This is a genomic window from Paucibacter sediminis, from assembly GCF_030254645.1.
GTDB classification, from domain to species: Bacteria; Pseudomonadota; Gammaproteobacteria; order Burkholderiales; family Burkholderiaceae_C; genus Paucibacter_B; species Paucibacter_B sediminis.
In genome coordinates this window covers 3,071,303-3,085,361 of sequence record NZ_CP116346.1, presented here as the reverse complement: position 1 = coordinate 3,085,361, position 14,059 = coordinate 3,071,303, and the positions used below count along the sequence as shown (strand labels likewise).

The window sequence follows — 14,059 nt, the reverse complement described above, 5'->3', positions numbered from 1 at the left end:
TGGAAGACGTTGACGAGCCGGGCTGCGCCCGGACTGAGCTTGATCAAGTTACGCCGGCCGCGCCGGCAGCGTGCTGGGGAAAGCACTTAGGCCTCGGGAATCGCCCCCCCCTGACTGGGGGTCGCCTGCGCCGCCGCCTCGGCGCGCGCGACGTCGTGCGCCAGCCCCTCGGCCAGCAGGTCGATGAGGTGAAAGCCGAAGGCCGGATGCTGGTAGTAGAGCTGGCGCACCGTGCTCTCGTGGATCTGAAGCACCGTGCAGGCACTCAGCGCCTGCACGGTGTGGGTGCGCCGGTGGTCGGGCGCGAACAGGGCGATCTCGCCGAAGATGCGGCCCAGCGGCAGCTGCTGGCCGATGTCGGCCAGCCGCATCTCGCCCTGCACCAGCAGGTAGAGATGCTCGGCCCGATCGCCCTTGCGGAAGAGCACCTGGCCGGCCTTGAGCTTGCGCACCTTCATATGCGGCTTGAGCCAATGCCCGACATGATCGGCCGCCGCCGCCGCGCCCTTGACGGCATGCGTCAGCCGCGTCACTTCCACGGCGCGGAAGACATTGATGGGCAACAGCAGCAGCGACGCCGCCAGCGTGCTCATGGAGGGGCTCAAGGCCCCATAGACCATCAGGGCCAGGCTGCTGGCCACCGTCAGCCAGCGCAAGGGCAGCATGGTGCGCACCAGCGAGCCGCCGACCTGCAGCCCCACGCCCAGCACGGCGCAGCCCAGAGCGAGGATCTGCAGCGGCGTGGCCAGGCTGTCCAAGAAGCTGCTCTGTATCGCCGCCAGCAGCGTCTGCCACATCATCGATCACCCAGCACTGCATACACCTCGACAGCGGCGGCTTTGCCCTTGAGCAGCACCGGGCCGAGTGCCTCCGTCGGGACCTGCCCCTGCAACGCCAGTTGGGTGGCTGCATCGATGAGGATGGCGCGCCCCGCCTCCTTGGTATGGGCCTCCAGGCGCGCCGCCAGGTTCACCGTGTCGCCCACGCAGGTGTAGGTGGCGCGCTGCTGCGTGCCGGTGTAGCCGGCCACCATGTCGCCGCTGGCAATGCCGATGCCGATGCGCAGCGGCGGCAGGCCGGCGGCCAGCTGCTCGCGGCTGAACTGCTCCATCATCGCCACCATCTCCAGCGCCGCCGCCACCGCCGCGGCCGCCGGCTGCTCCAGAGGCAGGGGCGCGCCGAAGATCGCCATCAGGCCGTCGCCGATGATCTGGTTCACCACCCCGCCCATGCCGCTGATGGCGTCGAACATCAGGGTGTAGTAGGTGTTGAGCAGCTCGATCACCTGCTCGGGCGCGAGCGTCTCCACCAGGCCAGTGAAGCCGCGGATGTCGCAGAACAGCACCGCCCCATGCACGCGCCGCCCGCCCAGGCTGAAGCCCGAGCGCTCCAGGTCCTGCGCCACCTCCAGGGTGGCAAAGCGGCTCACCAGCTCGCGCTGGGCGTCGCGCAGGCGCTTCTTCTCCAGGCTGGCGCCGATGCGCGCCTTCAGCAGCACCGGATTGACCGGCTTGGACAGATAGTCCTCGGCGCCCAGCTCGATGCAGCGCACCACGTTCGCCAGCCCCTCCAGGGCCGAGGTCACGATCACGGGCAGCTCGCGCAGCTCGGGGTCCTCCAGCATGCGGCTGAGCACCTCGAAGCCATCCATCTCGGGCATCTCGATGTCCAGCACCAGCAGGTCGTAGCGGCGCTCGCGCAGCATGCGCAGGGCCTCGCGGCCGTTCTCGGCCAGCTCGGTCTGGTGGCCCAGCTGGCCCAGCTGGCGCGCCAGCAACAGGCGATTGACGCGGTTGTCATCCACCAGCAGCAGCCGGGCGGCATCGTCACGCATGGCCGAGGCTCCGCAGCGCCGCGGCGCAATGCGCGTAGGCCTGCTCCAGGTTCTGCAGGCGCGCCGCCAGCTCGGCATCGTCGGCCTCTCCCGTGCTTAGCGGCTGCTGGCCGCGCTGCTCCAGCTCGCGCGCCAGCTCGGCCAGGTGCAGCGCGCCGAAGGTGTTGCCATTGGACTTGAGCGTGTGGGCGGCGCGCCGGAAGCCCGCCGCATCGCCGCTCATATGCGCCTGGCGCAGCGTCTGCAGCAGGCCCGGCGCATCCTCCAGAAAGGTCTGCACCAGCTCGGCCACGAAGTCGGCGCCGGCACTGTCCTGCAGCTCGGTGAAGATCTGTGCATCGATGACATTCATCTCTCAGCCTCCCTGGCCGCGCATAAGGGCCTGTACCAGGGCCTCGGTGCGTATCGGTTTGGTCACGTAATCGTCCATGCCCGCGGCCAGACAGGCCTCGCGATCGCCCTGCATGGCGTTGGCGGTCATCGCCACCAGGCGCGGCCGGCGGCCGGCCGGCCAGCGGCGGCAGATCTCGCGCGCCGCCTCCAGCCCATCCATCTCGGGCATCTGCACATCCATCAGCACCAGGTCGTAGGGCTGGCGCTGCACGCTCTCCACCGCCTCGATGCCGTTGCTGGCCACGTCGGCACGGTAGCCCATCTGCGCCAGCAGGCGCAAGGCCAGCTTCTGGTTCACCGCGTTGTCCTCGGCCAGCAGGATGCGCAGCGGGTGGCGCGCGGCCAGGCCGGCGTCGATGCCGGGCCTGTCCTGCGCCGGCGGGCGCGGCGCCAGCGCCTCGCCCGAGAGGCCCACCAGGGCGTCGAAGAGCTGGCTCTGGCGCAGCGGCTTGTGCAGATAGGCCTGGAACAGCCCGTCCTCGGCACCGGCCTCCTTGCGCCCCAGCGAGCTGAACATCACCAGCGGCAGCTGGGGCCAGGTCTTGCGGATGCGGCGCGCCAGCGTCAGGCCATCCATGCCCGGCATGTGCATGTCCAGCACCGCCAGGTCGAAGCGCCCGCCCTGCTCGAGCAGCTGCAGCGCCTCCTCGCCCGAGGCGCAGTCGCGCGGCAGCATGCCCCATTTGGCGGTCTGCAGCGCCAGCACGCGGCGGTTGGTGGCGTTGTCGTCGACCACCAGCAACTGCTTGGCGCGCAGCGCCGGCTGCTGGCCGATGAACTCGCGCCGCGCGTTGGCGGGCGGCTCGGCGGGCTCGGCGCGGATGCAGACATGGAAGCTGCTGCCGCAGCCCGGGCCGGCGCTCTCGGCCCACATGCGCCCGCCCATCAGCTCGGATAACTTCTTGCTGATCGCCAGGCCCAGGCCGGTGCCGCCGTACTTGCGCGTGGTCGAGCTGTCGGCCTGGCTGAAGCTCTGGAACAGCCGGCTCATGCCGGCCTCGCTGAGGCCGATGCCGGTGTCGCGCACGCTGAACTGCCACGCGTCGTCGCCCAGCGCCCTGACGCTCAGCACCACCTCGCCGCGCTCGGTGAACTTGACGGCGTTGGAGAGCAGGTTCAGCAGGATCTGGCGCAGCCGCGTGACGTCGCCGTTCAACGCCACCGGCAGCTCGCCCTCGAACAGATAGGCCAGGTCCAGCCCCTTCTCGGCCGCGCGCGCCGCCACCAGCTCCAGCGCCGACTCCACGCAGTCGCGCAGCTCGAAGGGGTGGTGCTCGATGTCCATGCGCCCGGCCTCGATCTTGGAGAAGTCCAGGATGTCGTTGATGATGGTCAGCAGGGTCTCGCCGGAGTCGCGGATGGTGCCCGCGTAATCGCGCTGTTCGGCATCCAGCGGCGTGTCCAGCATCAGCCCGCTCATGCCGATGATGGCGTTCAGCGGCGTGCGGATCTCATGGCTGACCGTGGCCAGGAATTCCGACTTGTGCTGGCTGGCGGCCTCCAGCGCGCGCGTGCGCTCGCGCACCTTCTGCTCGGTGAGCTGTTCCTGCAGACGCTGGTTCTCGAAACGCACCCGCACGGCGTCGCGCAGCGCCAGGCCATGCTGGTGCGCATAGGCCAGCGCATTGCCCACCACCAGCAGCGCCGCTGCGCCCACCATCAGACTGACGCCCTCGCCGGCCACCGCCGCGCGCAGCGCAAACGGCAGCGAGATGGCCAGGCAGTAGGCATAGGCACTGGGCAGGTGATTGGCCGCCGCCATCGCCACCGCGGTCACATTGCCAAGCACCGCGGCCAGCAGCACCAGCAGGCGCACAAGATCGTCGTCGTAGAAGATCACGCATGCCGCCCCCCAGAGCCCGCCAAACCAGGCATGGAACAACAGCTGCGACCGGCCCAGGCGGTCGAACCGGCCCTGGGTCGCGAGGCGCTGCTGCCAGGGGGCCAGCACGAGGTAGTAGAACGGCGTCATCAGCCAGACCAGGCCGGCCCACCACCAGAAACCCGCGGTGGAACCGCGCTGGAACAGCGCCCAGCCAAACAGGGCCACGGCGACCGGCGAGGCCGCGATGCCCTTGCGCATATTGCGCGCCAGCACGTCGAACTGCGCCGCCTGGACCAACTGGCGCAGGGAGGGATCGAGCGGCTCAGCGGGCATCTCGCAGCTCCGCGCGCAGCAGCGCCTGCACCAGCGCCTCCACGCGTATCGGCTTGGCCAGGTAGTCGTCCATGCCGGCGGCCAGGCAGTCCTCGCGGTCACCCTGCATGGCGTTGGCGGTCATCGCGACGATGCGCGGCCGCGCCCCGGCCGGCCAGCGCGCGGTGATGCGCCGGCTCGCCTCCAGGCCGTCCATCTCGGGCATCTGCACGTCCATCAGCACCAGGTCGTAGGGCTGGCGCTCGACGCTCTCCACCGCCTCCAGGCCGTTGCTGGCCAGGTCGGCGCGGTAGCCCATCTGGCTCAGCAGGCGCAGCGCCAGCTTCTGGTTCACGGCGTTGTCCTCGGCCAGCAGGATGCGCAGCGGGTGGCGCTCGGCCAGGCCGGCATGCTGGCTGGGGCCCACCGGCGCCAGCACGCGCGCCGCGCTGCGCTCGCCCAGCAGATTCATCAAGGTGTCGAACAGCTGGCTCTGCCGCAGCGGCTTGTGCAGATAGGCGGCGAACACGCCCTCCTCCACCCCTGCCTCCTTGCGCCCCAGCGAGCTGAACAGCACCAGGGGCAGCTGGGGTCGGGTCTTGCGCAGCAGGCGCGCCAGCGTTACGCCGTCCATGCCCGGCATGTGCATGTCCAGCAGGGCCAGGTCGCAGACCCCGCCCGCGGCCATCCAGGCCAGGGCCTGCTCGGCGCTGGCGCAGTCCTGCGGCAGCATGCCCCAGCGCGCCGTCTGCAGGGCCAGCACGCGGCGGTTGGTGGCGTTGTCGTCCACCACCAGCAGGCGCTTGCCATGCAGCGCCGGCTGAGGGCCCACCAGGGCGCTGCGCGCCGCCGGCGCCGTCACCGCCGGCAGCGCGAGCGTGAAGTGGAAGCTCGCCCCCGCGCCCACGCCGGCGCTCTCGGCCCACATGCGGCCGCCCATCAGCTCCACCAGGCGCCGGCTGATCGCCAGGCCCAGGCCGGTGCCGCCGTATTTGCGCGTGGTCGAGCTGTCGGCCTGGCTGAAGCTCTGGAACAGGCGGCTCATGCCCTGCGGGCTCAGGCCGATGCCGGTGTCGCGCACGCAGAAGTGCAGCTGCCCCTGCGCCTGCATGGCCAGGCTCAGCACCACCTCGCCGCGGCCGTCCTGGTTGTCGGTGAACTTGACCGCATTGCTGAGCAGGTTGAGCAGCACCTGGCGCAGCCGCGTCACATCGCCGTTCACGACGGCCGGCAGATCGTCCTCGAACACATAGGCCAGGTCGAGCTGCTTCTCGGCCGCGCGTGCGCCCACCAGGTCCAGCGCCGATTCCACGCAGTCGCGCAGATCGAAGGGATGGGCCTCGATGTCCATGCGCCCGGCCTCGATCTTGGAGAAGTCCAGGATGTCGTTGATGATGGTCAGCAGGGCGTCGCCGCTGTCGCGAATGGTGGCCGCGTAGTCGCGCTGCTCGGCGTTCAGCGGCGTGTCCAGCAGCAGGCCGCTCATGCCGATGACCGCGTTCATGGGCGTGCGGATCTCATGGCTCATGGTCGCCAGGAAGGCACTCTTGGCCTCGTTGGCGCCCTCGGCCGCGGCGCGCGCCTCCCTGGCCTCGGCAAACAGCTGGGCATTGCGGATCGCCACGCCGACGCCGGACGCCAAGGTGCTGAGCAGGTTCTGATCGGCCGCGGTGAAGCGGCCCTCACGGGCGGTGCTCTGCACGCTCAGCACGCCGATCGCGCGCTCACCCACGCGGATCGGCACGCCCAGATAGCTGGCGGCCCGTTCGCCGAGCTGCTCGGCGCCCAGGGCGTCGGCGGCGGCATCGACGTCCTCGTTCAGCAGCAGCGGCTGGCCGGATTCGATGATCTTGCCGGTCAGGCCCTCGCCCATCGCCTGCTGATCCAGTTGCTCGCCATGCATATAGGGGAAGCGGATCAGGCCGGCGGCCTGGTCGAGCAAGGCGATGTAGGCGATGTCCGCGGCGAAGGTGACGCGCATCTTTTCACCCACGGTGTGAATCAGTTCATCCAGGTCAATGGTGCTGGTGAGCGCCTGGCCCAGCGCGTTGACGGTGGCGAGCTCGTCGGCGCGCTGCTGGGTCTGTTCGAACAGGCGCGCGCTCTCCAGCGCCACGCTCATGCTGCCGGCCAGGGTGGTGAGCAGGCGCACATCGGCGGCGCTGAAGGCGTTCTCGCGATCGACGTTGTCGAGCCCGATCACGCCCACCACGCGCTCGCCGGACAGGATCGGCACGCGCACCAGGCTGAGCGTCTCGGCCGTGCCCGGCAGGGTGCTGCTGACAATGCCCAGCGCGGCCAGGCGCGCGGTCTTGTCGTCATTGATCAGCAGCGGGCGGCCGCTCGCCACCAGGTGCAGGCCCAGCGCCGAGATCGGCCCGTCGGGCACCTCGAAGCGCCGGCCGCGCTCCAGCATGTAGTGGTAGTGGCGGCGGTTCGCCTGCATGTCCAGGCTGGCGATGCTGATGCTCTGCGAATCGAACAGCTCGCGCAGCTTCTCGCCCACCAGCTCGTAGATCGAGTCGGCATCGAGCTTGTTGGCCAGGCCTTGCTGCACGCCGTTGATCACCGCCAGCTCGGCGGCGCGATCGTCGGTCTCCTTCAGCAGGCGCTGCGTTTCGTCGAACAGGCGCGCGTTCTCCAGTGCCACCCCCATCGATGAGGCAATCGTCTGCAGCAGGCGCACCTCGGCCGCGCCATAGGCATGCTCGCGCTGGTGGTCCTCGGTGTCGATGATGCCCAGCACCTGGTCGCCCACGATCACCGGCACCTTCAGCACCGACAGCGCCTGGTCGGTGCCGGGCATCAGCGTAATGCCGGCGGCCTCCATCTCGGCGGTGGTGTTGAGCACCACCGGTTGGCGCGTGGCGACCAGCCTGGCCCAGCTGCCCTGAGGGTTCGGCGCGGCCGGCGGCACATGCAGGCGCTGGTTGTGCTCGTAGACATAGAGGCTGTGCAGGTGATCGCTGGCCGCGTCGTACCAGACGATGCCCAGGTTTTCCGTGTGCAGCACCTCGCGCAACTTGTCGCCCACCAGGTCGACGATGCCCTGAAAGTCCAGCGAACCCGCCATGCCCTGCTGGATGCTGTTGATCACCGCCAGCTCGGCATTGCGCTGCTCGGTCTCCTTGAGCAGGCGCTGGGTCTCGTCGAACAGGCGCGCACTCTGCAGCGCCACGCCCATCGCCGAGGCCACCGTCTGCAGAAGGCGCAGCTCCGATTCGCCATAGGCCTGCTCGCGCGAAAAATCCTCCAGCACCATCGAGCCCAGCAGCACATCGCCGCCGACGATGGGCAGGTGGATGGACGAGAGGCTGGAGTCGGTGCCCGGCAGCGCGCGTATGCCCAGCGCCAGCTTCTCGGCCGGGCTGTTGGTAACCACCGGCAGCCGCGTGCTCATCAGCCGGCTCATCACCGGCCCGCTCGCCAGCGGCTGCGGCGGGATCTGCAGGCGCACACCATGCTCGTACTCGTAGAGATGGTGCACGGTCTGGCCGGCGTGATCGAGCCAGCGGATGCCGATGTCCTCGGTCTTGAGCACCTCGCGCAGCTTGTCACCGACCATCTCGACGATGCCCTGGAAGTCCAGCGAGCCCGCCATGCCCTGCTGGATGCTGTTGATCACCGCCAGCTCGGCATTGCGCTGCTCGGTCTCCTTGAGCAGGCGCTGGGTCTGATCGAAGCGCTGCGCGCTCTGCAAGGCCATGCCCAGGGCGGCGGCAATGGTCTGCAGCAGCCGCACCTCGGCCGCGCCATAGGCATGCTCGCGCTCATGATCCTCCGCCACGATGGAGCCCAGCGCCAGCTCGCCGCTGACGATGGGCACCTTGGCGATGGACTTGGCCTGATCGGTGCCCGGTATCGCACCGGTGCCTGCCACGACTTGCTCCGGCACCGAGCCGTAGACCACCGGTTCACGCTGCTCGACCTGCTTGCGCCACAGCTCGGGTTCATGGGCCAGTTCGCGCGGCGGCAGCGTCAGGCGCTGGCCATGCTCGGTCTCGTACAGGTGCAGCACGGCACGCCGCTCATGGTCGAACCAGCGTACGCCGACGCTGGGGCAGGCCAGGATCTCGCCGAGCTTGACGCCCACCAGCTCGACGATGCCCTGGAAGTCCAGCGAGCCGGCAATGCCGCGCTGGATGCTGTTGATCACCGCCAGCTCGGCATTGCGCTGCTCGGTCTCCTTCAAGAGGCGCTGGGTCTCGTCGAACAGGCGCGCGTTCTCCAGCGCCACGCCCATGGTGGCGGCCACGGTGGTGAGCAGGCGCACCTCGGGCATGCCAAAGGCCTGCTCGCACTCGTGGTTCTCCATCACGATGCGGCCCAGCACGCGGTCGCTGCCGACGATGGGCACCTGCAGCATGCTGAGGGCCTGGTCGGTGCCAGGGATCGCCTTGACACCGGCCGCCACCTGCTCGGCCACGCTGTTGAGGATCTTGGGCTCGCGCCGCGTACTGAGCTCGTCCCAGCGGGCGCCCGGTTCGTGCTTGCGCGTCGGAATCTCCAGGCGCTGGCCATGCTCGATCTCGTAGAGGAAGTGCACGCTGCGCGTGCCATGGTCCAGCCAGCGGATGCCGATGTCCTCGCTGTGCAGCACCTCGCGCAGCTTGTCGCCCACCAGCTCGACGATGGCCTGGAAGTCCAGCGAGCCCGCCATGCCCTGCTGGATGCTGTTGATCACCGCCAGCTCGGCGTTGCGCTGCTCGGTCTCCTTCAAGAGGCGCTGGGTCTCGTCGAACAGGCGCGCGTTCTCCAGCGCCACGCTCATGCTGTTGGCCAGGGTCTGCAGCAGGCGCACATCCGATTCGCTGAAGGCCTGCTCGCGCTCCAGGTCGACCAGGGTGATGACGCCGCGCACCTGCTCGCCCGACACCAGCGGCACATAGACGGCCGACTTGGTGCTGCGCGTGCCCGGCAGCACATAGCTGCCGTAGCGCGCTCGCGCCATGTCCATCTGCTCGTTGATCACCAGGCTGCTGCGGCTGCGCCGTATCGCGGCGCTGAAGCCGCGTTCCTCCATGGGCTCGGAGACGATCACGAGCCGCCGCCCGTCCTCGTAGGTGTAGGGGTAATGCTCCAGGCCGGTGCTGGCATCGAAGACGCGGATGCCGACATCGCGGCCGTCGAAGATCTCGCGCACCTTGTCGCCCACGGCGTCGTAGATGCCCTGTATGTTCAGCTCGGCCGCCAGCGCCGCCTGCACGCTGTTGATGATGGCCAGCTCGGCGGCACGCTGCTCGCTTTCCTTGAAGAGGCGCTGGGTCTCGTCGAACAGGCGCGCGTTCTCCAGCGCCACCCCAAGGCTGGCCGAGATGGTCTCGACGAGGCGGATCTCGTCGGTGCCGAAGGCATGCTCGCGCTGGAAGTCCATCAGCACGATCACGCCCAGCAGATGCTCGCCGGCAATGATGGGGATGAAGGCACCACTGAGCTCGGCATCGCTGCCATCCAGCAGGGCGGCGTAGGCGTAGTCGCGCCGGCTGTGATAGATGAGCGGCTTGCGGGTGCGCCGGATCTGCTCCCAGGCCCCGCCGGGGTTGGGCACATAGGCGCTGGACTGCAGGCGCTCGCCATGCTCGTAGACATAGAGCGGGCGCATCAGGCCGGCGGCGGCGTCGTACCAATGGATGCCGATATCGCCCGAGCGCAGCACCTCGCGCAGCTGGTCGCCCACCAGGTCGACGCTGGCCTGGAAGTCCTGCGAATCGGCGATGCCCTGCTGGATCGCGTTGATGATGGATAACTCATGGGCGCGCTGCTCGGCCTGGGCCTTGGCGGCCGCCAGCGCCGCGGTGCGCTCGGCCACCTTGGCCTCCAGGCCCTCGCCCCAGCGCGCGTTGTCCAGCGCCACCGCGGCCTGGGCGGCGAGCAGGGCCAGCAGGTCGCGATCGGCATCGGCAAAGCGCCCGAAGACGCCCTCGATGTCGGCATAGACATGGCCCAGCACGCGGCGCTGCGCCACCAGCGGCGCCACCAGGCAGCTGCGCTGCGCCAGCGGCGCGGCACCGGGCGGGCCGTGGCGCAGGCTGACGCTGCGGCTGCGGCGTGCCTCCTGCAGCCAGGGCGTCACCGCCTGCAGCAGGGCCGCCGCCGACTCGCCGCGCGGCAGCATGGCGCCGGCGATCTCCAGCGCGCCGCCACCCTCCAGCACCAGCATCACGCGCTCGGCGCCGGTCAGCTGGGTGAGCTCGTTGATGAGGAACTCCTGCAGCTCGGCTGCGCTGCGCAGCTCGTTGAGGCGCAGGCCGCTGTCCACCAGGCGCTTGAAGGGCTCCACCGGCAGGCTGGGCAGGTGCAGATAGCCCTCGCGCTCGGCCTCGGCCAGGCCACGCTGCGCCGCCTCGGCCAGCCAGGCGTGCACCAGCTCGCGGTTGCCGAGCACCTTGTTGAGGTAGCTGCGGCGCAGGCCCTCGTCGCGCAGCTCGCGCACGCCGTCGAGCAGGAACACATAGGCCTGCTGCAGCGCGGCCCAGGCCTGCTCGCCGCGGCCCAGCGCGGCCAGCGCCTGGCTGTGATGCCACCACAGATGCTGGCGCTGCACGAAGTCGAGCTTGCTCAAGCCCTGACCGCGGTGCAGGGCGATGCCACGGCTGCTGGCACGCAGCGCCGCAGCCGCCTGGCCATCGGCCAGCAGGGCCTTGGCCAGGCCGTCGTGCGCCGCCATCTGCATGGCCGGATCGCTGCCCGCCAGGGCGGCCCGCTGGGCGGCGCGGAACTCGCGCACCGCCAGCGCGCTGTGGCCCTGCGCCAGCGCCAGCTCGCCGCCCAGGCTGGCCGCCATATAGCCGCCGATCGGGTCGGCATAGAGCTGCAGCAGCGCCACATAGTCGGCACGCGCGGCCTCGGCGGCGGCGTAGTCGCCCAGCTGGATGGCGATATCGGCCAGCGAGGCCAGGGTGTTGGCCAGGCCGGCCAGCGCGCCCAGCTCGCGCTGCAGGCGCGCATTCGCCTGGCGCAGCTGCAGGGCATGGCGGTACAGGCCCAGCTCCACATAGGCGTTGGCGATGTTGGAGCGCACCAGCGCGCAGCGCTCCACATAGCCGGCGCGCTGGAAGGCCGCCTCGGCCTGCCGGAAGCCCTGCAGCACCGCCGAGAGATCGGCCTGCATGAAGGCGAGCAGATTGAGCGCATTGCCGAGCGCGAACTCGTCGCCGCTCTGGCGCGCCAGCGCCAGCGCCTGCTCGGCCGCCGTGCGCGCCTGGGCCGGATGGCCCAGATTCATCTGCGCGTTGGCGACGATCCAGAGCGCGCGCGCCTGGCCCGAGGCATCGCCCAGGCGCGCATAGAGCGCCGCCGCCTGCTCCCCGCTGGGCACGCCCATGCGGCCCTGGCGCACGCGGAACTGCGCCTCGCCCAAGCGCGTGAGCGCCAGCGCGCGCAGCGCCGGCTGGCCGCAGCGCTCGGCGCGCTCGAGCGCCAGCGTGGCCACCGCCAGCGCCTCCTGCAGGCGGCCGCGCCGCATCAGCGCCATCGCCATCGCGGCATAGCCCTGCGCCTGTGCGGCCGCATGCTCGGCGCCAGGCACCAGGGTCAGCAGGGTCTCGGCATCGCTGAGCGCGGCGTCGAAGCGCCCCAGCGCCACCGCGGATTCGCTGCGCAGCGCCAGCAGGGCCACGCGCTGCGCCAGGGGCAGCCGGGCGTCCGCCAGCGCCTCGCCGCAGGCGGCGCGTGCCTCCTCATGGCGCCCGCTCCAGGCCAGCTCGGCGGCACTGTTCCATCCTGCCGGCACGGCCGCGCCGCGACGGCTGGGCCGGGCGGGCTTGCTGCGGGCGCTGGCTGGCAAGGCTGCGGACATCGTGGACGGCACTCCGGTCGCGACGATTGAGGCCCGAGTCTAGGCCCGGGCCGGCGGTACGGGCGCCGGGCTATCCCGGGGTCAGGGCAAAACCTGACACCTGTTGTGGTGACAGCCGCCATCATGTGGCTTTCGACCCGGAGGAATTCGTCATGCCCAACAAGAAACTGCTGCTGGCCCTGATGGCCGGCGCCTGCTGCATGCTGGCCCAGGCCCAGGAAACCAAGGTGGCCGTGGGCATCTCGGGCTGGACCGGCTTCGCCCCGCTGACCCTGGCCAAGGAGGCCGGCATCTACAAGAAGCTGGGCCTGGACGTGAGCATCAAGAAGATCCCGCAGAAGGACCGCCACCTGGCGATCGCCTCCGGCGATGTGCAATGCGCCGCCACCACGGTGGAGACCTGGGTGGTCTGGAACGCCAACGGCGTGGCCACCACGCAGATCTTTCAGCTCGACAAGAGCTATGGCGCCGACGGCATGGTGGTGAAGCCCGGCATCGCCAGGATCGCCGACCTGAAGGGCAAGACCGTGGCCGCCAGCGCGCCCGGCACCGCGCCCTACTTCACGCTGGCCTGGATGCTCAAACAGAACGGCCTGTCGGTGAAGGACGTCAAGGTGGTGAACCTGGAGCCGCAGGCCGCCGCCAATGCCTTCATCGCCGGCAATGCCGACATCGACGCCGGCATGACCTACGAGCCCTACCTGAGCGGCGTGCGCGCCAAGCCCGAGGCCGGCAAGATCATCGCCACCACGCTGGACTACCCGGTGGTGATGGACACCTTCGGCTGCACGCCCAAGTTCCTGGCCGAGCACCCCAAGGCCGCGCAGGCCCTGGCCGACGGCTATTTCGAGGCCCTCGCGCTGATCAAGGCCGAGCCCAAGAAGAGCTTCGAGATCATGGGCGCCGACGTCAAGCAGGCCGGCGAGGCCTTCGAGAAGAGCGCCGCCTACCTGCGCTGGCAGGACAAGGCGGCGAACCAGAAATTCTTCGCCGAGGAGCATCTGCGCTTCAGCAAGGAGGCGGCCGTGCTGCTGATGGAGCTGGGCATCATCAAGGCCATGCCCGACCTCGCCCGGCTGGCGGACACGCGCTTCATCGGCGCCAAATGAAGCCGCTGGTGCCGGTCGGCCCGGGTGCCAAGCTGGCGCTGGGGCTGGCCTTCTTCGTGCTCTTCACCGCCGTCTGGGCCGCCGCCACCTTCGGCGGCCTGGTCTCCAAGACCTTTCTGGCCGACCCGCTGACCATGCTGGTCTCGGGCTGGACCCTGCTGACGCAGATGGGTTTCGCCACCGACATCGGCATGACGGTGTGGCGCGTGCTGGGCGGCTTCCTGATCGCCGCCGCGCTGGCCCTGCCGCTGGGCGTGCTGATGGGCACCTACAAGCCGGTGGAGGCCTTCTTCGAGCCCTTTGTCTCCTTTGCCCGCTACCTGCCGGCCTCGGCCTTCATCCCGCTGCTGATCCTCTGGGCCGGCATCGGCGAGGCGCAGAAGCTGGCGGTGATCTTCATCGGCAGCTTCTTCCAGCTCACCCTGATGATCGCGGTGACGGTGGGCAACACCCGGCGCGATCTGGTGGAGGCCGCCTACACCCTGGGCGTGGGCGATGCCGGCCTGATACGCCGCGTGCTGATCCCTGGCGCCGCGCCCGAGATTGCCGAAACCCTGCGCATGGTGCTGGGCTGGGCCTGGACCTATGTGATCGTGGCCGAGCTGATCGGTGCTTCCAGCGGCATCGGCCACATGATCACCGACAGCCAGGCCCTGCTGGCCACCGACCAAATCATCTTCGGCATCATCGTGATCGGCCTGATCGGCCTGGTCAGCGACTTCGCCTTCAAGGCCATGAACCGCGCCCTGTTCCCCTGGGCCCAGCTCGGAAGGTAGGTGCGGCGGTGA

At 69.9% G+C, this 14,059-nt stretch carries 7 protein-coding genes; 2 read left to right on the top strand and 5 right to left on the bottom strand.

Going from position 1 to position 14,059, the window contains the following annotated elements; genetic code table 11:
- Positions 1-86 precede the first annotated feature (86 nt).
- From PFX98_RS14275 to PFX98_RS14255, 5 genes are read right to left on the bottom strand one after another with little or no spacing between them, the layout of a single operon-like run.
- Complete coding sequence (locus PFX98_RS14275; RefSeq protein WP_285231170.1) at positions 87-800, bottom strand: Crp/Fnr family transcriptional regulator; 714 nt, start codon at positions 798-800, stop codon at positions 87-89.
- Complete coding sequence (locus PFX98_RS14270) at positions 797-1,834, bottom strand: adenylate/guanylate cyclase domain-containing protein (RefSeq protein ID WP_285231169.1); 1,038 nt, start codon at positions 1,832-1,834, stop codon at positions 797-799. The genes PFX98_RS14275 and PFX98_RS14270 overlap by 4 nt, the downstream gene beginning before the upstream one ends.
- A complete protein-coding gene (locus PFX98_RS14265; RefSeq protein WP_285231168.1) occupies positions 1,827-2,186 on the bottom strand; it encodes an Hpt domain-containing protein in 360 nt (119 codons plus the stop codon). The genes PFX98_RS14270 and PFX98_RS14265 overlap by 8 nt, the downstream gene beginning before the upstream one ends.
- Positions 2,187-2,189: 3 nt before the next feature.
- Positions 2,190-4,385: a response regulator gene (locus PFX98_RS14260; protein ID WP_285231167.1), complete on the bottom strand. Its 2,196-nt coding sequence runs from the start codon at positions 4,383-4,385 to the stop codon at positions 2,190-2,192.
- A complete protein-coding gene (locus tag PFX98_RS14255) occupies positions 4,375-12,162 on the bottom strand; it encodes a GAF domain-containing protein (protein WP_285231166.1) in 7,788 nt (2,595 codons plus the stop codon). Before PFX98_RS14255 ends, PFX98_RS14260 begins: the two co-directional genes overlap by 11 nt.
- A 152-nt stretch (positions 12,163-12,314) precedes the next feature.
- Between PFX98_RS14255 and PFX98_RS14250 the strand changes: the two genes are divergently transcribed.
- Entirely contained in the window at positions 12,315-13,271 is a 957-nt protein-coding gene (locus PFX98_RS14250; RefSeq protein ID WP_285231165.1) for an ABC transporter substrate-binding protein, read from the top strand.
- Positions 13,268-14,047: an ABC transporter permease gene (locus PFX98_RS14245; protein ID WP_425334606.1), complete on the top strand. Its 780-nt coding sequence runs from the start codon at positions 13,268-13,270 to the stop codon at positions 14,045-14,047. Before PFX98_RS14250 ends, PFX98_RS14245 begins: the two co-directional genes overlap by 4 nt.
- Positions 14,048-14,059 lie beyond the last annotated feature (12 nt).